At 71.2% G+C, this 17,103-nt stretch carries 13 protein-coding genes; 7 read left to right on the top strand and 6 right to left on the bottom strand.

Features of this window, described 5'->3' with window-relative positions; genetic code table 11:
• Positions 1-25 precede the first annotated feature (25 nt).
• The 4 genes from uvrB to ABZX61_RS06015 form a co-directional block, all read right to left on the bottom strand.
• Positions 26-2,134 (bottom strand): excinuclease ABC subunit UvrB, encoded by a 2,109-nt coding sequence (uvrB, locus tag ABZX61_RS06030; protein ID WP_355191885.1) that lies wholly within the window; start codon positions 2,132-2,134, stop codon positions 26-28.
• A 92-nt stretch (positions 2,135-2,226) separates the two neighbouring features.
• The gene (locus tag ABZX61_RS06025; protein ID WP_355191883.1) at positions 2,227-3,000 is read right to left on the bottom strand and encodes a sporulation protein; all 774 of its coding nucleotides are present in this window, start codon (positions 2,998-3,000) and stop codon (positions 2,227-2,229) included.
• 9 nt (positions 3,001-3,009) lie between these two features.
• Positions 3,010-4,245 carry an SPFH domain-containing protein gene (locus tag ABZX61_RS06020; RefSeq protein ID WP_355191881.1) on the bottom strand — a complete coding sequence of 412 codons (1,236 nt, stop codon included), beginning with the start codon at positions 4,243-4,245 and terminating at the stop codon, positions 3,010-3,012.
• A gap of 1 nt (position 4,246) precedes the next feature.
• Positions 4,247-5,851: an SPFH domain-containing protein gene (locus ABZX61_RS06015; RefSeq protein WP_350726354.1), complete on the bottom strand. Its 1,605-nt coding sequence runs from the start codon at positions 5,849-5,851 to the stop codon at positions 4,247-4,249.
• A gap of 139 nt (positions 5,852-5,990) precedes the next feature.
• Here ABZX61_RS06015 and ABZX61_RS06010 point away from each other — a divergent pair, with 139 nt between their 5' ends.
• Both ABZX61_RS06010 and ABZX61_RS06005 read left to right on the top strand, forming a co-directional pair.
• Positions 5,991-6,227 carry a hypothetical protein gene (locus tag ABZX61_RS06010; protein ID WP_355191879.1) on the top strand — a complete coding sequence of 79 codons (237 nt, stop codon included), beginning with the start codon at positions 5,991-5,993 and terminating at the stop codon, positions 6,225-6,227.
• Between the two features lie 19 nt (positions 6,228-6,246).
• Positions 6,247-6,480, top strand: a complete 234-nt coding sequence (locus ABZX61_RS06005; RefSeq protein WP_355191877.1) for a helix-turn-helix transcriptional regulator — start codon at positions 6,247-6,249, stop codon at positions 6,478-6,480.
• 20 nt (positions 6,481-6,500) lie between these two features.
• Here ABZX61_RS06005 and ABZX61_RS06000 read toward each other — a convergent pair whose 3' ends face one another.
• Positions 6,501-7,286, bottom strand: coding sequence for a class I SAM-dependent methyltransferase (locus tag ABZX61_RS06000; protein WP_355191875.1), 786 nt, complete (start codon positions 7,284-7,286; stop codon positions 6,501-6,503).
• Positions 7,287-7,424: 138 nt separating this feature from the next.
• Between ABZX61_RS06000 and ABZX61_RS05995 the strand changes: the two genes are divergently transcribed.
• The 4 genes from ABZX61_RS05995 to ABZX61_RS05980 all read left to right on the top strand — a co-directional run bounded on the left by ABZX61_RS05995 (position 7,425) and on the right by ABZX61_RS05980 (position 10,265).
• On the top strand, positions 7,425-8,477 hold the full coding sequence (locus tag ABZX61_RS05995; protein ID WP_350726346.1) for a hypothetical protein: 1,053 nt from the start codon (positions 7,425-7,427) through the stop codon (positions 8,475-8,477).
• Positions 8,477-9,094 (top strand): hypothetical protein, encoded by a 618-nt coding sequence (locus ABZX61_RS05990; RefSeq protein ID WP_350726344.1) that lies wholly within the window; start codon positions 8,477-8,479, stop codon positions 9,092-9,094. The genes ABZX61_RS05995 and ABZX61_RS05990 overlap by 1 nt, the downstream gene beginning before the upstream one ends.
• A 10-nt stretch (positions 9,095-9,104) precedes the next feature.
• Positions 9,105-9,926: an inositol monophosphatase family protein gene (locus ABZX61_RS05985; protein WP_355191872.1), complete on the top strand. Its 822-nt coding sequence runs from the start codon at positions 9,105-9,107 to the stop codon at positions 9,924-9,926.
• A 96-nt stretch (positions 9,927-10,022) separates the two neighbouring features.
• Positions 10,023-10,265 carry a hypothetical protein gene (locus ABZX61_RS05980; protein ID WP_350726341.1) on the top strand — a complete coding sequence of 81 codons (243 nt, stop codon included), beginning with the start codon at positions 10,023-10,025 and terminating at the stop codon, positions 10,263-10,265.
• On the opposite strand, the gene ABZX61_RS05975 is transcribed toward ABZX61_RS05980, so the two are convergent.
• Positions 10,266-11,435, bottom strand: coding sequence for an SLC13 family permease (locus tag ABZX61_RS05975; RefSeq protein ID WP_355191870.1), 1,170 nt, complete (start codon positions 11,433-11,435; stop codon positions 10,266-10,268).
• A 56-nt stretch (positions 11,436-11,491) separates the two neighbouring features.
• Between ABZX61_RS05975 and ABZX61_RS05970 the strand changes: the two genes are divergently transcribed.
• Positions 11,492-17,059 carry a TIR domain-containing protein gene (locus ABZX61_RS05970; protein WP_355191868.1) on the top strand — a complete coding sequence of 1,856 codons (5,568 nt, stop codon included), beginning with the start codon at positions 11,492-11,494 and terminating at the stop codon, positions 17,057-17,059.
• The last annotated feature ends 44 nt before the right edge of the window (positions 17,060-17,103 follow it).

Genomic DNA, 17,103 nt, shown 5'->3' with positions numbered 1-17,103 from the left:
GCGAGGAGGAGGCGCCTTGCGGGCGTTACTTGATGCCGGCCTCGCGCATGTCGCGGAGCTCGCGCTTGAGCTCCTTGATCTCGTCGCGCAACCGAGCCGCCACCTCGAACTGCAGGTCGGCCGCCGACTGGTGCATCTGCTCGGTCAGCGACTCGATCAGGGACTCCATCTGCGCCCGCGGCATCTCGCCGGCGATGGCCTTGGCGTGCTGGCCGGCCTGCCGTGCGCCGAAGCCGGGCACCGGGGCCTTGCCGCGCGACTGCTGGCGCCCGCCGCCCAGGAGCCGGTCGGTGTCGGCGTCCTCGCGCTGCAGGGAGTCGAGGATGTCGGCGATCTTCTTGCGCAGCGGCTGCGGGTCGATGCCGTTGGCCTCGTTGTAGGCCATCTGCTTGGCCCGCCGCCGATTCGTCTCGTCGATCGCCCGCTCCATGGACGGCGTGATCTTGTCGGCGTACATGTGGACCTGGCCGGACACGTTACGGGCGGCGCGGCCGATGGTCTGGATCAGCGACGTCTCCGAGCGCAGGAAGCCCTCCTTGTCGGCGTCGAGGATGGCCACCAGCGACACCTCGGGCAGGTCGAGGCCCTCACGCAGCAGGTTGATGCCGACGAGCACGTCGAACTCGCCCGTGCGCAGCTCCCGCAGCAGCTCGATGCGGCGCAGCGTGTCGACCTCGCTGTGCAGGTAGCGCACCCGGATGCCGAGCTCCAGGAGGTAGTCGGTGAGGTCTTCGGACATCTTCTTCGTCAGCGTGGTGACCAGCACGCGCTCGTCGCGCTCGGCCCGCTGGCGGATCTCGTGGACCAGGTCGTCGATCTGGCCCTTGGTCGGCTTGACCACGATCTCGGGGTCGACCAGGCCGGTCGGGCGGATGACCTGCTCGACGACCTCGCCCTTGGCCCGCCCCAGCTCGTAAGGCCCCGGCGTGGCCGACAGGTAGACGGTCTGGCCGATGCGCTCCAGGAACTCCTCCCACTTCAGCGGCCGGTTGTCGAGCGCCGACGGCAGCCGGAACCCGTGCTCGACCAGCGTGCGCTTGCGAGAGGCGTCGCCTTCGTACATGGCGCCGATCTGCGGCACGGTCTGGTGGGACTCGTCGAGGACCAGCAGGAAGTCCTCGGGGAAGTAGTCGAGCAGCGTGTTGGGCGCGCTGCCGGCCTCGCGCCCGTCCATGTGGCGCGAGTAGTTTTCGATGCCGGAGCAGGTGCCGATCTGCCGCATCATCTCGATGTCGTACGTCGTGCGCATCCGCAGCCGCTGCGCCTCCAGCAGCTTGCCCTGGCGCTCCAGCTCCTCCAGCCGCGCGGCCAGCTCCGCCTCGATGCCCCCCACGGCGGCGGCCATGCGCTGCTCGCCGGCGACGTAGTGGGAGGCGGGGAAGATGTAGAGCTCCTCGTCCTCCGTGATGACCTCGCCGGTCAGCGGGTGCATGGTCGAGAGCTTCTCGATCTCGTCACCGAACATCTCGATGCGCACGGCCAGCTCTTCGTACTTCGGGATGATCTCGATCGTGTCGCCCCGGACCCGGAACGTGCCCCGGGTGAAGGCCAGGTCGTTGCGCGTGTACTGCATGTCGACCAGGCGGCGCAGGAGCTGGTCGCGGTCGACGTCCATGCCGACGCGCAGCCTGGCCATGCGGTCGACGTATTCCTGCGGCGTGCCCAGGCCGTAGATGCACGACACGGAGGCGACCACGATGGTGTCGCGGCGGGTGAGCAGCGAGTTGGTCGCCGAGTGGCGCAGCCGCTCGACCTCGTCGTTGATCGAGGAGTCCTTCTCGATGTACGTGTCGCTCTGCGGGACGTACGCCTCAGGCTGGTAATAATCGTAATAAGAAACGAAATATTCGACCGCGTTGTTGGGCAGCATCTCCCGCAGCTCGTTGGCGAACTGCGCGGCGAGGGTCTTGTTGGGCTGCATGACCAGCGCGGGCCGCTGCAGCCGCTCGATCAGCCAGGCGATGGTGGCGGTCTTGCCGGTGCCGGTGGCACCCAGCAGCACGTTGTCCTTCTCTCCGGCCATGACGCGGCGCTCCAGCTCGGCGATGGCCGTGGGCTGGTCACCGGAGGGAGTCATCTCGGTGACGACCTCGAAAGGCGCCACCTTCCGCTGCAAATCTGTGACCGGTCGCATGTTGCCACTGTAGGCGTCCCGACCGACAGAAAGGGTCGCACCCCCTCTGACCTCCGCCGCCGGGGTCCCCGCGCCCCGGCGGCGGTTACCGGTCAGAACCAGCCGCGGTGGCGGGCCATCTGCTCCAGACCGCGTTGCAGCGCCCCGTCCGCCGAGTGCGGCGGGTCGTCGTAACGCACGGTGAAGCGGTTGTACGCGTCGTGGCTGGAGGTCAGGAAGCCGCCCCGCTTGTCGGCCTCCAGGATGACGTCCATCTGCCGCGCCCCGGCGATGAACGTCAGTTCGAGCTCGTTGAAGTGGCGCCGCCACTGCCCGCCCGCGTAGTACTCGATCTCCTGGAAGAACGGCATCGTCGAGCCGTACAGCGTGCCGCGCTCCAGGTCGGCCTTCTTGAACTGGAAGCCCAGCCGGTCGAGCGCGGCGATGACGTGGTCCTGCGCGGGCAGCGGGCTCACGTACAGCGGGTCGAGGTCGCCCTTGTCGAGCGCGCCCGCCAGCGCCAGCTCCGTCTGGACGCCCAGCTTCATGCCGTGCAGCGGATGCCCGGCGATGGCGCTGATCGGCGTCTCCCAGGGGACCTGGATCTCGAAGGGCTGCTGGTGCTGCGCGCCCGCGGCGAGCTGGAACGTCCCGGCGACCTGCTGGCGCAGGAAGCTGTAGGTCGTCTTGTACTCGTTGTCGCCCGACTCGATCTCGACCACCGCGGTCAGGTCGATGTGGATGCCCTCGACCTTGTAGTCGGAGTTGCCGCCACGGAAGTGGACGACGCCGCGCAGGATCTCGCCGGGACGCACGCCCGTGTTGGTCAACACCGTGTCTACCTCGACGCCCGCACCGAACGCGGCCATCAATTTGCGGAACACCATGGGGTTCTCCTAAGCGGAAGGTGTCTGGCCGTTCACTTGACCCGTGCCCGAGATGCGGGGGAGCAACTGGGCAAGGAGGAGGGTGGAGAGCGCGGAGTCCGACTGGCCCTGCTGGGTGCGTACGACCAGCGGCTGGGGGGCGTTCTCCGCGAGTTTGGCGCCCACGTCGAGGCGCCTGCGGGCCAGCTCGTACTGCAGCACGGCCCGGTTGTCCCGGTACGACTCGGCCAGCCGGCGCAACGCCTTGGCCTCGTTCTCGGCGGCGGTCAGCTCGGCCCGGCCGCGCGCCTCGATCTCCCATGTCACACGCTGCGCCTCGGTCTCCTGCTCCTCCAGCATGCGCGCCACGTCCTTGCGCGCCGTGTTGTGGGCGGCCTTGACCTCGACGACGCGGGCGTCACGGGTCTTCTTGGAGCGCTCGATCTCCATCAGCAGGGTGTCGATGCGGCGCTTGCGGGTCAGCTCCCACTCGCGCTCGTAGGCCGAGAGCTCCTTGGCCACCTTCTCGCGGGTGGCCAGGTGCTGCTGGTACTGGTCGGGCAGCTGGACGTCGGGGATGTTGGCGCCCGTGATGCGCACGCCGTACCGGCCGAGCTGGCGGTTGAGCGCGTCCTGCATGTCGCCGACGTCGGAGCCGCGCAGGTCGTACGCGCGCTCGGTGTTGACGCGGCGGCTGCGCTGCCTGATCGCGTCCTGCACCGCGCTGGAGAGCACCAGGTCGAAGTTGCCCGCGCCGATCGTGCGGACGAACGCGACGGGGTCCACGATGCGGAACTTGAGGAAGAACTCGATCGACTTCAGCGGCACGTTCTCGGCCGTGGGACAGGCCACGATCGGCGCCGAGTACGGGATCTCCGTGGAGGTGTCGACGACCGCGTCCACCCGGTCCCACGGCAGCCACAGGTAGTGGCGGCCCGGCGGGAGGGTGCCGGTGATGGCGCCCCAGCGGCTGCGTACGCCGGTGGTGCCCTCCTCGATCTCGATGATCGCCTTGCGCCACATCGTGACCATGGCCACGACCAGGAAGAACAGCGCCAGCAGCGCGGCGATCAGGGTGAGGTCGGTCAGGACCGCCATCCCGGCGAAGTACAGCCCCAGGAACACCAGCGCCATCCAGGCGAAGCCGCGCCGGTCCTTGGGGATCACGACGGGGACGAGCTGGCCCTGCTCGCCGCCCCGCAGGAGCTGGCGGATGTCGCCCCAGGAGGCCAGCGACTCCTTGATCTTCGAGAATTCGCGGCTCATCTCAGATCTCCCCCTTCCCGGGCAGCAGGCGTTCGACGGTGCGCTCCAGTTCCGCGTCGGGCTCCGGCGCCGCCTGGGGCTCGGTCACGTCGGCGGTGGCCTTCTTGAGCAGGGCGGCGATCTCGGCCTCGCGGCTCTGCACGCGGGAACCGATCTCGTCGAGCCTGGACCGGATGGCGGCCATATCCTCGGCCGAGAACAGCGCCGCGTCCTTGCCGCCCACCAGCTGCTGGGCCAGGGCCAGGAAGTCGATGTCGGTCTGCTCGCCCACCTGCACGACCTGCGGCAGCCTGGTGGCGACGGACTCCAGCTTGTTCAGCAGGTCCTGCTGGAAGCGGTAGTCGAGGATCTCGGGCGCCTCCGCGGCCGACAGCGCCCTGATGTCCAGCGCCTGCGCCTCCAGGAGCGCGGCGTTGGCGTTGGCCGTGGACTCGGCCTCGACCAGGCGCTGCCTGGCCTGCGCGGTGGCCTGGTGGCTGGCGCGTTCGAGGGCGGTGTCCATGCGGGCCTGGTAGCCGGCGATCTCCGCCTGGATGGCGCTCAGCGTCTCCTGCAGCCCAGCCAGCTCCTTGACCAGGTCGCCCTCGTTCTGCTCCTTGCGCAACTGGAGCTCGTACTCGTAGGTGTAGGCCTCCTTGGCGACCCGGACCATCTCGGGGGCGGCCAGGTCCATCCGGTATTCCTGGCTGGACGGCTCGGCGTGCGTGATGTTCACGTCGGTGAGCCGTACGGCGGGCAGGAACTGCTGGTTGAGGCTCTCCAGCATGCCCAGCGTGCTCTCGCCCACCAGGTCGTAGATCTCCTCGGCCCGCTGGGCGTAGATGAGGGAGCGGGTGACCTCGCTGATGGCGTTCTGGAGCTTGGACTGGAAGCCGCTGACCGAGCCGAGCACGAAGATGAACTCCGCCGGGTTCTCGATCCTGAACTGCAGGAACAGGTCCACGCTGGCCTTGACGCCCTGCTGCGTCGGCGCCTCGCTGATCGGCGCGTTGAACGGGTACTCGCGGGTGGTGTTGACGATGTAGCTGACCCGCTTCCACGGGTTGAACAGCGTCACCCGGCCCGGGTCCGCGATGTGCACCAGCTTGCCGAACTGGGTGATCAGGGCCTTGCAGCCCTCGGGCACCATCACCACGCTGCGCCGCCACCACAGGAACGCGGCCGCCAGGACCAGCACCACCCAGTAGTGCGGGCCGAAGAACAGGTCGGTGTTCGGGATGACGTTGCCGAGCGCGCCGATCAGGCCGAGCACCACCAGGATGCCCAGCGGCACGATCACCTTCGCGGTGCTCCCCTTGGGGATCACCACCGGGGAGATGACGTGCATGCCGTTCTCGGTGAAGCTGCGGTTGACGATCTCGCCGGCCTCGTTCAGCGAGGCCGACCTGGCCTCGATGGCCGTGCCGATCGACACGCCGCCGTCGCGGGCCGCGGCGAAGTCGTGGGGGTTCAGCGCGAAACCCCGGGCCTGGCCCGCGAGCTGCCCCGCCTGGTCGACGACCTGGCCCATGGCCTGCCCCATCGCCTGCCGCATGTCACCCCCTTGGGCAACCGCTTGGGCTATGCCCTGACCTGCCTGGATCAGTGCCTCTCTGGGTCGTGACATCGAACCTTCCTTTTCCGCTACAGGCGAATCCGACCGTATCGGGTGCGACTTACTGTTCGCTTGCAATGGATGTCATATGTCTATTGCGTCCCGTAGCATGCGTGCTATCTATGTAGTAGACCTACTATCTGGAGAATTGATGGATGCGGTAAGGGAGCTCGACCTGGGCCAGACCGCCGCCGCCATCGAGGTCGACGACCCGCACATGGCGTACGGCCACAAGGAGGTCCTCCGGGGCGTCGGCTTCACGGTCGCCCCCGGCGAGGTGATCGGCCTGGGCATGCGCTCGGCGCTGCTGCCCGACTCGGCCGCCGCCGCGGAGATCGGCAGCTCGTGGCGGCCGAGGCCCGCCGTCACCAGGCGATGCAGCGGCTGACCTGAGAAGATATGCGCTGATGAGCGAGACCGTCTACAACCGCATCGCGCTGCTGCGCGCAGAGCGGAACGTGACCCGCAGGCAGCTGGCCGACGCCCTGGGGGTCCATTACCAGACCGTCGGCTACCTGGAACGGGGGGAATACAGCCCGAGCCTCTTCCTGGCGCTGCGGATCGCCGAATACTTCGAGGTGCCGGTGGAGGTGGTCTTCTCGACCAGCCCGTTCCCCCGGATCGGGGAGCGGACCGCCTGACCGCGGCCGGGAGCCCGCGGTCAGGCGGTCGCCACGGCCAGGAGATGGCCGCTGACCCCCAGGAGCGACGGCTCCGACTCCAGCCGGCGGGCGGCGTCGAGCAGCAGCTCGCGCCGCTCGTCGTCGTCCAGCCACTCGTCCACGTCGCCGTACAGCCAGAAGGCGCCCTCCAGGCCGTAACGGTCGGGACGCGGCAGGCCGGCGTCGGCGAACTCGTCCAGGATCTCCTCGAGATCGTGGAGGTAACCGCGGAACCCGCCCGGCCTGGGCGAGATCATCACCCCCGTCTCCAGGCCCCGATAGTCGGCCGCCCGGTACTCCTCGTCCACGAAGCCGCCGCGGTATACGCCGTCGTGCACGCTCGCGTACCGGCTGATGAAGGCCGCCACGACCGGCCCGCCCGGGCGCACCGCGCGCTTGGCCTCGGCCAGGGCGCGGACGCGGTCGGCCCGTTCGGGCAGGTGGTAGAGCGGGCCGAGCAGCAGCGCCGCGTCGGCCCGGCCGGAGGGGACGGGCAGGTCGCGGGCGTCGCCCAGGCGGGCGCTCACCCCGGGCAGCGCGGACGCCTCCCGTACGTGCAGCGGCACCGGGTCGATCAGCTCGACCTCGTATCCGTCGGCGGCCAGCCACTCGGCGTGCGCGCCGGTGCCCCCGCCCACGTCGAGCACCCGCGCGGGCGCCGGCGGCAGGACGCGGCGCAGCACGTCACGCGTGCGCCAGTACTCCAGCCGGTTGCGCCCCCGCCGCAGCCTGGTCAGCTCGCCGCCCTGCTCGTAGTAGCCCATCACCTCGGGATCCATGATCATGCGAGCCGATGCTACCCACGGGAGCCGTTCAGGTTCGAGGCAATAAAGCTCCCTGGCTCTGGGTGTACTGGTGGTCGCTTGGCGCGGTCGTTACCATGACCTCGGGGACTGAATGATCGTCGAACGGCGGGGCGAGCGATGACACGGTTCGTGGCGGCGGTGAAGCAGGTCGCCCCATGGGCTGCGCAGAACGCCGACGGGGCCATCGCGCTGGTGCTCGCGATCGTGATCGGCGTCGTGGGCGTGATGCCCAACGAGATCGTGCCCGACGAGGTGCAGTCCCAGCTGGTCAACGCCGCGACCCTGGTCATCATGGCGCTGGTGGCCACCGCGCTGCTGCGCGACCGCGCGCGCCAGGCCCCGGTCGAGGAGACGATCACCTCGGGCGCGCTGGCCGAGCTGCCCGCGCGCCTGGCCCGCCTGCAGGAGATCGAGTCGCTGGTCGGCAGCACCCGCAAGGCCCTCGACGCGCTCCAGCTCGTACGGGTGCTGGGCAGCAGCCAGGAGATCGCCCAGTCCCACGCGGAGGCGCGCAAGGACACCCACCGGTGGAGCTTCAAGGGCGGCACCGGCACCTACCTGCGCGCGGTCACCCTGCCCGAGTGCGTCGCGGCGGCCCGCAGGGACAAGCGCCACCTCACGGTCAGGGTCGAGGTGATCGACCCGTCCAACCTGGAGGTGTGCGAGACGTACGCCCACTACCGCCGCTCGCTGTCGGACGCCCCCGACGGCACCGGCGAGACGTGGACGACCGACCGGGCCAGGAAGGAGTCGTACGCGACGATCCTGGCCGCCTTCTGGCACCGCCAGCGCTACGGCCTGCTCGACATCGCGGTGGGCCTGTCCTCGACGATGACCACGTTCCGCTGGGACGTGTCGGCCACCCGCCTGATCATGACGGTCGAGGACCCCAACAAGGCGATGACCGCGCTGGCCGGCACGTTCTACTACGAGAACTGCGACACCGAGCTGCGGCTCAGCTTCGAGCAGGCGCGGCGGGTGCCACTGGAGATGTACAAGAAGGTGCCGTTGAGCGACGAGCCCACCATCGAGGAGGTTCAGGAGCTGTTCGAACGCGTCGGGATCCCGCTGCCCAAGGCGTACAACGGCCGTGACGTCGTCGACATCGCCCGCAAGGCGTTGCGGGCGATGGACCCCTACGGTGAGCCGCATGATCGAGCTGGTGCGTGATGAGCCATCACGGCGTCCACCAGCGGGTCATCGGGGGCGAGGCCAGGGCCTGGGCGCTGGAGACGCTCTCGTCCGGCGGCCTGACGGCGGTGCGCCACCCGCTCGGGTTCGTGTGCCTGCCGCTGGAGCGCGACGGCGGCGAAGGGGTGTGCGTCCACCTGTGGTCCGACTCGTTCGCGCACGCCGAGAGCACCACCTCGCAGATCCACTGCCACAGCTGGGACCTGGTCAGCCACGTCCTCTACGGCCAGGTGCGCAACGTGCACGCGGTGGTCACCGACGCCGGCCGGGACGCCACGCACCGGGTCTTCGAGGTGGTCAGCGGGGCCGACGGCGACCGCATCTCGCCCACCGGGCGCACCGTGCGGCACGCGACGGGCCTGGTGGAGGTGTTCGGCCCCGGCGACACGTACACGCTGGCCGCCGACCGCTTCCACAGCAGCGTCGTGCCGGAGGGCGGCGAGGCGGCCACGATCGCGCTGGGGCGGGGCCGGCCCGGCAGCCGCGACCTGTCGCTCGGCCCGCTGGGCGGCGGGCCGCACCACGTGGCCAGGCAGCCGCTGGACGCCCGTGAGACCGAGCTGGCCGTACGTCTGATCACCGCTCACCTGACCTGAGAGGCATCCGATGGACCTGGATCACGCCCGCACGGTCGCCGTCGAAGCCGCCGAGGCCGCGGGGGCGCTGCTCCGGGAAGGTATGAGCGGCGTGGTCGGCGTCCGGGCCAAGGGCGAGGCGGGCGACGTGGTGACCGACCTCGACCTGGCCTCGGAGAAGCTGCTGCTGGAGCGCATCCTGACGGCGTACCCGTCGCACACGGTGATCGCCGAGGAGTCGGGGCTGGTGGGGGCCGCGGGCGGCGAGTGGACGTGGCTGGTCGACCCGCTCGACGGCACCAACAACGTGGCGATCGGCCTGCCCGCCTACGTGGTGGGCGTGGCGCTGTGCCGGGGCGGGCGTCCCGTGCTGGGCGTGGTGCACGATCCCGTCTCCGACCAGACGTGGTCGGCCGTCCGCGGGCGGGGGGCGCTGTCCGCTCCGGCGGGATCGTCCTCGGGGGTACTCCTCGCGCCCCCGTACGCGCCGAGCCCGCACGGGCCGCTGCTGGCCTGGACCCAGGGCTACGGCGTGACCAGGGACGACGCGACCGCACGCGCACTGCGCACGGCGCTGGAGCTCAACGCGCGGCGGGTGCTGCAGCTGTGGGCGCCGCTGCTGGCGTGGGCGATGCTGGCGCGCGGCGACATCGACGGCATCGTGGGCTACCGGGCCGAGGCGGTCGACCTGCCCGCGGGCGCGCTGCTCGCCCGGGAGGCCGGCATCGAGATCAGGGCGCTGGACGGCGGCCCGTTCGAGGAGTGCATCGACGGCACGGCCGACGACCGCAGCTTCGTCGCCGCCCATCCCTGGGCCGTCCCCGGGCTGCTCGCCCTCCTCGGGCCCGAATGAGGAAAAGTCCGCAGAACATGTGTGTCCTTCGCCGATGAGTTCCGCTCCCGTTCGAGGTCTATTGAGAGAGAACGGAACAAGGGAGAGGGGCTCGACATGATGACCACGACCGAGCTGGCGCAGGTGCTCTTCGCGACCGCTCTGCAGCCGTCCGACCGGCTGTCCCCGTTCCAGATCCGCGAGGCCGTGGACGAGCGGCTGTGCCGGTGCGGCGGCGACGCGGCCCGGTGCGCGGCGTACGTGGCGCAGGAGGCCGGCGACCACCCCGAGACGTACGTCGTGCGCATGCGCTGGGCGCTGGACGCGGTCGCCGGCGCCTACGCGCTGGCCGCCGCCTGATCAGCTGAACCGCACCAGGGTCCACACGGTGGCGAGCAGCCCGGCCACGGCCAGGCCCGTGCCGGTCAGCAGGAAGCGGCGCATCGGGACCTTGACCTCGTGGCGGCGGCACGACTCGAACCACAGCAGCGTGGCCAGCGACGCCCACGGCGTGATGACCGGGGCCACGTTGGTGCCGGCCAGCAGGGCCAGCAGCTGGTCCTGGTCGGCGGCCGGGATGACGGTCTCGACGGCCTTGTAGGCGGGCAGGTTGTTGATGGTGTTGGAGAGCCCGGCCCCGACGGCGGCCGTGCGGTAGGGGTCGCCCTCCGTGCCGACCATCCAGGTCATCAGGTCGGACAGGCCGTGCCTGCTGAGCGTGGGCACCACCAGGAACAGCCCCGTCACGAAGATCACGAGCTGAAACGGGACGAGGCTCCAGGTCAGGCGGTCGCGGGCGCGTACCAGGAAGGCCGCCACGACGATCGCGGCCGCCGCGGTGGCGGCGATGGCCACGTGCGTCTTGAGCAGCAGCATCGCGATGAACAGCAGGCAGCCGGCCGCCGCGGCGCCGAACAGCACGCGGTCGGCCACCGGCTCCAGCAGCGGCGGGGTGTAGCGCAGGTCGCGCCGCTCGCCGCGGCGCCAGTAGAACACCCACAGGAACACCATCGTCACCGCGATCGAGGCGAGCTGCGGGGCCCACATGCGCGCGGCGAACTCCTGGGCGTCCAGGCCGATCTTCTCCATGCCCAGGAGGTTGGTCAGGTTGGAGACGGGGAGCAGCAGGCTCGCGGTGTTGGCCAGCCAGATCGTGGTCATGGCCAGGGGGAGGGCGGCGATGCGGGCCCTGGGGGCGAGGGCGAGCATGACGGGGGTGAGCAGGACCGCCGTCGTGTCCAGATTCAGAAATATCGTGATAAATGACGCGAAGGCGGTGCAAAGAAAGAAGAGAGCGGCGTAGTTGCCGCGTCCGAGCACCGCCATCCTCGCCGCGATGGCGTCGAAGACCTGGGCTTCCTTGGTGAGCTCGGCCAGCACGATGATCGCGACCAGGAAGATCAGCAGGGGCCCGATCTCATCCAGGCTGGCGAGCGCGTCCTCCCACGGCAGCAACCCGGTCGCCACGAACACCACGCCGAGTATGAGCAGCCCGATCCTGATCAGGTCGAGCACGCCAAGACGCCACACCCGATAGATGATCCCACACGCTGAAAACCTTCGGCCCCACAGGGGATACTGAGCTCATGGCGCGTGACGGCAGGCCGACCGAGATCTTCGTCAGCTATTCCCCGGCCGACACGGCGTGGGCCACCTGGATAGCCTGGGAGCTCGAGGCGGCCGGCTACAAGACCATGATCCAGGAGTGGGACTTCGTACCGGGCACCAACTTCATCGACTTCATGGACCGCGGGGTCAGCGAAGCGCAGGTGGTCGTGGCCGTGCTCTCGCGCAACTACCTGACCTCCCGCTACGGCCGGATGGAGTGGCAGGCCGCGCTGCGGGCCGACCCCGACAACCCCTCCAACAAGCTCGTCACGATCAGGCTGGAGGACGTCCAGCTCGAGGGCCTGCTGTCCACGATCACCTGGGTCGACCTGCTGGGCGTCACCGACCCCGGGCAGGCCAGGGCGCTGCTGCTGGGCCGGGTGCGGGAGGCGATGGCGGGCCGGGCCAAGCCGGCGGCGGCGCCCGCGTTCCCCGACGGCTCCAGGGTGCCGGTGCCCGTCCCGACGCTGCCGCCGCCGGGCGACCGGGCCAGGGCCCGGCGCACGCCGGTGGCGGCGCCGAAGTTCCCCCCGACGGTGAGCGCCGACCGGGCGCGCGAGTCGATCAGCGTGCTGCACATCGGCGGCCCCAGGTTCGGCCGGGCGCTGCCCGATCCGGGCGAGCCGTTCACGCCCGAGGACATGCAGGCGCGCATCTGGGCGGACCTGACCGCCATGTACGACCGGGGCATGCCGCGTCCCGACCTCATGCTGGTCACCGGCGACCTGACCGAGTCGGGCAGCCTGGGGCAGTTCGGGCAGGCGACGCGGTTCGTGACCGATTTGCGGCTGCTGATCGGGCTGGAGCAGCACCGGCTGATCCTGCTGCCCGGCCCGCGTGACGTGACCAAGGCCGCCGCCAGCGCGTACTTCATGACCTGCGAGGCCGACGACGTGAGCCCGCAGCCGCCCTACTGGCCCAAGTGGCGGCATTTCGCCGGGCTGTTCGGCGAGGTGTACCAGGGGCTGGACGACCGGGTGTTCGACGGCGGGCAGCCGTGGACGCTGTTCGAGGTGCCCGATCTGAAGGTGGTCGTGGCGGGGCTCAACTCGACGATGGCGATGAGCCACCTCGAACGCGACGCGTACGCGCAGCTCGGGGAGGCGCAGGCGGCCTGGTTCGCCGAGCGGCTGCGGCCGTACGAGGAGGGCGCGTGGCTGCGGCTGGGCGCGATCGGGCATCCGCCGGGCGAGCTGCGGGACGCGCCCACGTTCGAGCGGCTGCTGACCCACCGGCTCAACCTGCTCTTCCACGGCGGGTCCGCCCACCGCGCCGAAGGTGTGATCGCCGCGCCGCGCTCCGGGCGGCACCAGGTGGTCGAGATCACGCCTGACGGCCTGCGGGTCTGGCTGCCCGACGCGGGCGAGCCCGAGCCGGTCCCGTACCGGTGGAAGGCCGTGCGGGCCACCTTCACCGGCGAGAGCCCGGCCCCCGAGCCGCCCGCGCCCAAGCCGGACGAGCGCGCGCCGAGCCCGGTCGAGCTGCTGCTCGACCGGATCGCCGAGGTCTGCGAGGCCAGGCACGAGCGCGCCAGGATCCGCCGGTTCGACGCGCACCTCGTGGTCACCCACCCGGAGGACGGTTTCGTCCGCCAGATGATGATCGGCGCGCACGTCGGCGAGCTGACCGAGAGCACCGCCGACGGCTTCGTCCGCCAGGCGCACGCCACCGGCCTGGCCGCCGAGCTGGTCTACCAGGGTCCGCCCGCCTCCCGGGCGGTCCGCGACGACCTGATGCGCAAGGGGGTGCGGCTGCGCACCTTCACCGAGTTCCAGGGGCTGCTCGACCTGACCGGCTACGTCGCCGAGCAGACGGCCAGGCTGATGGCCGACCGCCGCTACCCGCCCGACCTGTACGTGCCGCAGCGCTACCGCGAGCTCGACCGCCAGGGCGGCCAGATCAAGCACGGCCTGACCGACGAGCTGATGCGGCTGCTGGCCACCGACCACGGCAGGTTCCTGCTGCTGCTCGGCGACTTCGGCCACGGCAAGACGTTCGCGCTGCGAGAGCTGGCCCGGCGCATCCCGGTCGAGCTGCCGCACCTGACGCCGATCCTGATCGAGCTGCGCGCCCTGGACAAGGCGCACTCCGTGGACGCGCTGGTGGCGGCCCATCTGGCCGGGCACGGCGAGGAGTTCATCGATCTCAAGGCGTTCCGCTACCTGCTCAGGCAGGGGCGCATCGTGCTGCTGTTCGACGGGTTCGACGAGCTGGTGACCCGGCTGACGTTCGACCGGGCGGCCGATCACCTGGCCACGCTGCTGGCTGCGGCCGAGGACAAGGCCAAGATCGTGGTCGCCAGCCGTACGCAGCACTTCAAGTCGCACAGCCAGGTGCTGACCTCGCTCGGCGAGATGGTGGGGGTGCTGCCGCAGCGGCGGGTGCTCAGCGTGGAGGACTTCACGCACGACCAGATCCGCTCCTACCTGGCCAACCGGTTCGACGACGGCGACGAGGCCGGCGCGCGCATGTCGCTGATGGGCGAGATCAAGGACCTGCTGGCGCTGGCCCAGAACCCGCGCATGCTGACCTTCATCGCCGACCTCGACGCCGACCGGCTGCGTACGGTGGCGGGCGCCCGCCACACGATCAGCCCCGCGCTGCTGTACGACGAGATCCTCAGCTCCTGGCTGGCCTTCGAGGAGCGGCGGGCCAGGATCCCCGGCTCGGCCACGGCGTTGACCGTCGACGAGCTGTGGCAGGCGGTGACGGCGCTGGCGATGCGGCTGTGGGACACCGGCGAGTCGCTGCTGGGCGTGGACGAGCTGACCGAGATCGGCGAGACGCTCACGGATCTGTCCGACGGGCAGCTGTCGGCGGCGCACGCCGCGTACCGGATGGGGTCGGGCAGCCTGCTGGTGCGGACCGAGGACGGGATGTTCGGGTTCATCCACGCGTCCGTGATGGAGTGGCTGATCGCCCGCCACATCGCCCTCGACAACTTCGCACTGCTGTCGCGCCGGCCGCTGTCGGCGCTGACCGTGGAGTTCCTGTGCGACCTGGCCGACGTGCGGGCGCTGCACGCGTGGGCGGCCGACCCGCCGGGCGACGACGTGTCCAGGGCGAACGCGGTCAAGATCTCGGCCAGGCTGCGCACCCCGGCCCGGGCCGACCTGCGCGGCGCGAACCTCAAGGGCGAGGACCTGTCGGCCAGGGACCTGAGCGACGTCGACCTCACCGGCGCCGACCTGTCCGAGGCCACCCTGGCGGGCACCAACCTGTCCAGGGCCACCCTGCGCGAGGCCAGGCTGACCGGGGCGCGGCTCGACGGCGCCGCGCTGACCGGGGCCGACCTGACCGGCGCCGACCTGTCGGGGGCGCGGCTGGCGCGGGTGGACCTGAGCGACGCGGCGGTCGAGGGCGCCCGCTGGCACCGGGCCTCGCTGATCAACGTGACCGGCACGCTGCCCCACCTGCCCGGCGCGGCGGTGGTGCCGGGTCAGCCGGTGGAGGTCGAGTTCGCCCCGGCCGGCATCGGCGTCCCGTACGGCTACCACTTCCAGACCAGCCGCCTGCCCGAGCCCATCGCCTACAGCCCCGACGGCTCCACGATCGCGATCGGCAACGAGGACGGCGGCGTGCTGCTCTGCGTCGGCGGCGCCCCCGTGCGCACGCTGCAGGGGCACCGGGGCCGCGTCTACGCGGTCACGTTCGCCCGCACCCGCGACCTGCTGGCCACGGGCGCGAGCGACGGAGCCGTCCTGCTCTGGAACTCCCTCACCGGCGAGTGCCTGCACGCGCTCAAGGGCCACGCCGACGGCGTCTGGCCGGTACGCCTCAGCCCGGCCGGCGACCTGGTGGCGGCCGGGGGCGGCGACGGCATCGTACGCGTGTGGGAGACGGCCACCGGGCGGCTGGCGCACGCGCTCGAAGGGCACCAGGCGCCGATCTACACGGCGTCGTTCGGCCACTCGGTGCTGGTGACGGGCGACGCGGCCGGTGTCGTACGCGTCTGGGACCTGACGTCCGGGCAGGTGAAGGAGACGCTCGACGGCCATCGCGGCAGCGTCTACCGCGCCGTGCACAGCCCGGACCGCCGCCTGCTGGCCACCGGCGACGAGGCGGGCACCGTCAGGCTGTGGGACACCGCCACGTGGCGGCCGCTGCACGTGCTGGGCGGGCACGCGGGCAGCATCTACTGTGTGGCGTTCTCGCCGGACGGCTCGCTGCTGGCCACCGGCGACACGGCGGGCGCCGTACGCCTGTGGGAGCCGTCGGGCGAGTCCCGTGGCGTGCACACCACGCACGCGGCGGCCGTCTACCAGGTGACCTTCAGCCCCGACGGGCAGGCGCTGGCCAGCGGCGACTCGGGCGGCGTGCTCCGGCTGCAGCCGGTCGGCGGCGGCCAGCGGGTCGAGCTGTCGGGCCACCGGAGCTCGGTCTGGCCGTTCGCGTTCCGGCCCGACGGCCAGCAGATCGCCACCAGCAGCAACGACGGCACCGTGCGCCTGTGGGACCCGGGCTCGGGCAAGTGCCAGCGGGTGCTGCGCGGCCACGGGCGGCGCATCTCGTCCGTCAGGTTCAGCGCCGACGGCTCGATGCTGGCGACCAGCGGCAACGACGGCGTCGTACGCGTGTGGGAGCCGCGTACGGGACGGCGGCTGCGGGAGTTCACCGGCACGGCCGACCGGCTCATCTCGGCCCTGTTCTCCCCCGCCGGGCCCGTGCTGGCCACCTCCAGCAACGACGGCGGCGTGCACTTCTGGAACGCCGTCACCGGCGACTACGAGCGCGAGCTGAGCGCCGAGACCGACCACGTCTGGGCCGAGGCGTTCAGCCCCGACGGCCTCCTGCTGGCCACGGCCAACGACGACGACAGCGTCAAGATCTGGTACCGCCCGACCGGACGGCTGGCGGGCCACCTGTCCGACCACCGCGGGCGGGTGCGCTCGATCGCGTTCAGCCCCGACGGCGAGTACGTGGCCACGGGCTGCGACGACCGGCTCGTACGCCTGTGGCACGTGGCCTCCGGCGGCCGGGTCGCCACGCTCAAGGGCCACACCGACCGGGTCTACTCGGTGGTCTTCTCCCCCGACGGCCGCCACCTGGCCAGCGCCGGCAACGACGGCCGGGCCATGGTGTGGGAGCTGCGCCCGGGACAGCCGTGGCAGCCGCGGCTGGTGCACGAGCTCTGGCACGAGGGGCGGCTGTGGAGCCTGGCGTTCGACGCGACGGGCGAGCGCCTGGCCACGGGCGGCGACGACCTGGTGGTGCGGGTCTGGGACACCGCGACCGGGCGGCCGCGGCACACGCTGGCCGGGCACGCCCGCCGGGTGTGGTCGGTGGCCTTCAGCCCGGTCGCCGACCTGCTGGCCAGCGCGGGCGACGACGGCGTGGTGATCCTCTGGGAGGGCGGCGAGCGGCGGGCCACCCTGCTCGGGCTGGCCGAGGGGTGGGCGGCGCTGGCGCCCGACGGGCGCTACAAGGTCCACGGCGAGCCGGCCGGGCAGTTCTGGCACGTGATCGGGATGTCCCGGTTCGAGCTGGGTGAGCTCGACCCCTACCTGCCGGGCGTGCGGCAGGTGCCGCTCGACTCGCCCTTCTGAGCACGCTCCCGGGCGGGCGGCTCCGCGTCGAGCAGGTCGATCAG

This window comes from Nonomuraea sp. NPDC003709 (assembly GCF_040610775.1).
GTDB classification, from domain to species: Bacteria; Actinomycetota; Actinomycetes; order Streptosporangiales; family Streptosporangiaceae; genus Nonomuraea; species Nonomuraea angiospora_A.
This window is presented reverse-complemented; position numbering and strand designations above follow the sequence as displayed.

Excerpts from the sequence above, each read along its gene's own strand:
- uvrB (WP_355191885.1), bottom strand. The coding sequence starts at position 2,134 with ATGCGACCGGTCACAGATTTGCAGCGGAAGGTGGCGCCTTTCGAGGTC.
- ABZX61_RS06025 (WP_355191883.1), bottom strand. The coding sequence starts at position 3,000 with ATGGTGTTCCGCAAATTGATGGCCGCGTTCGGTGCGGGCGTCGAGGTA.
- ABZX61_RS06020 (WP_355191881.1), bottom strand. The coding sequence starts at position 4,245 with ATGAGCCGCGAATTCTCGAAGATCAAGGAGTCGCTGGCCTCCTGGGGC.
- ABZX61_RS06015 (WP_350726354.1), bottom strand. The coding sequence starts at position 5,851 with ATGTCACGACCCAGAGAGGCACTGATCCAGGCAGGTCAGGGCATAGCC.
- ABZX61_RS06010 (WP_355191879.1), top strand. The coding sequence starts at position 5,991 with ATGGATGCGGTAAGGGAGCTCGACCTGGGCCAGACCGCCGCCGCCATC.
- ABZX61_RS06005 (WP_355191877.1), top strand. The coding sequence starts at position 6,247 with ATGAGCGAGACCGTCTACAACCGCATCGCGCTGCTGCGCGCAGAGCGG.
- ABZX61_RS06000 (WP_355191875.1), bottom strand. The coding sequence starts at position 7,286 with ATGATCATGGATCCCGAGGTGATGGGCTACTACGAGCAGGGCGGCGAG.
- ABZX61_RS05995 (WP_350726346.1), top strand. The coding sequence starts at position 7,425 with ATGACACGGTTCGTGGCGGCGGTGAAGCAGGTCGCCCCATGGGCTGCG.
- ABZX61_RS05990 (WP_350726344.1), top strand. The coding sequence starts at position 8,477 with ATGAGCCATCACGGCGTCCACCAGCGGGTCATCGGGGGCGAGGCCAGG.
- ABZX61_RS05985 (WP_355191872.1), top strand. The coding sequence starts at position 9,105 with ATGGACCTGGATCACGCCCGCACGGTCGCCGTCGAAGCCGCCGAGGCC.
- ABZX61_RS05980 (WP_350726341.1), top strand. The coding sequence starts at position 10,023 with ATGATGACCACGACCGAGCTGGCGCAGGTGCTCTTCGCGACCGCTCTG.
- ABZX61_RS05970 (WP_355191868.1), top strand. The coding sequence starts at position 11,492 with ATGGCGCGTGACGGCAGGCCGACCGAGATCTTCGTCAGCTATTCCCCG.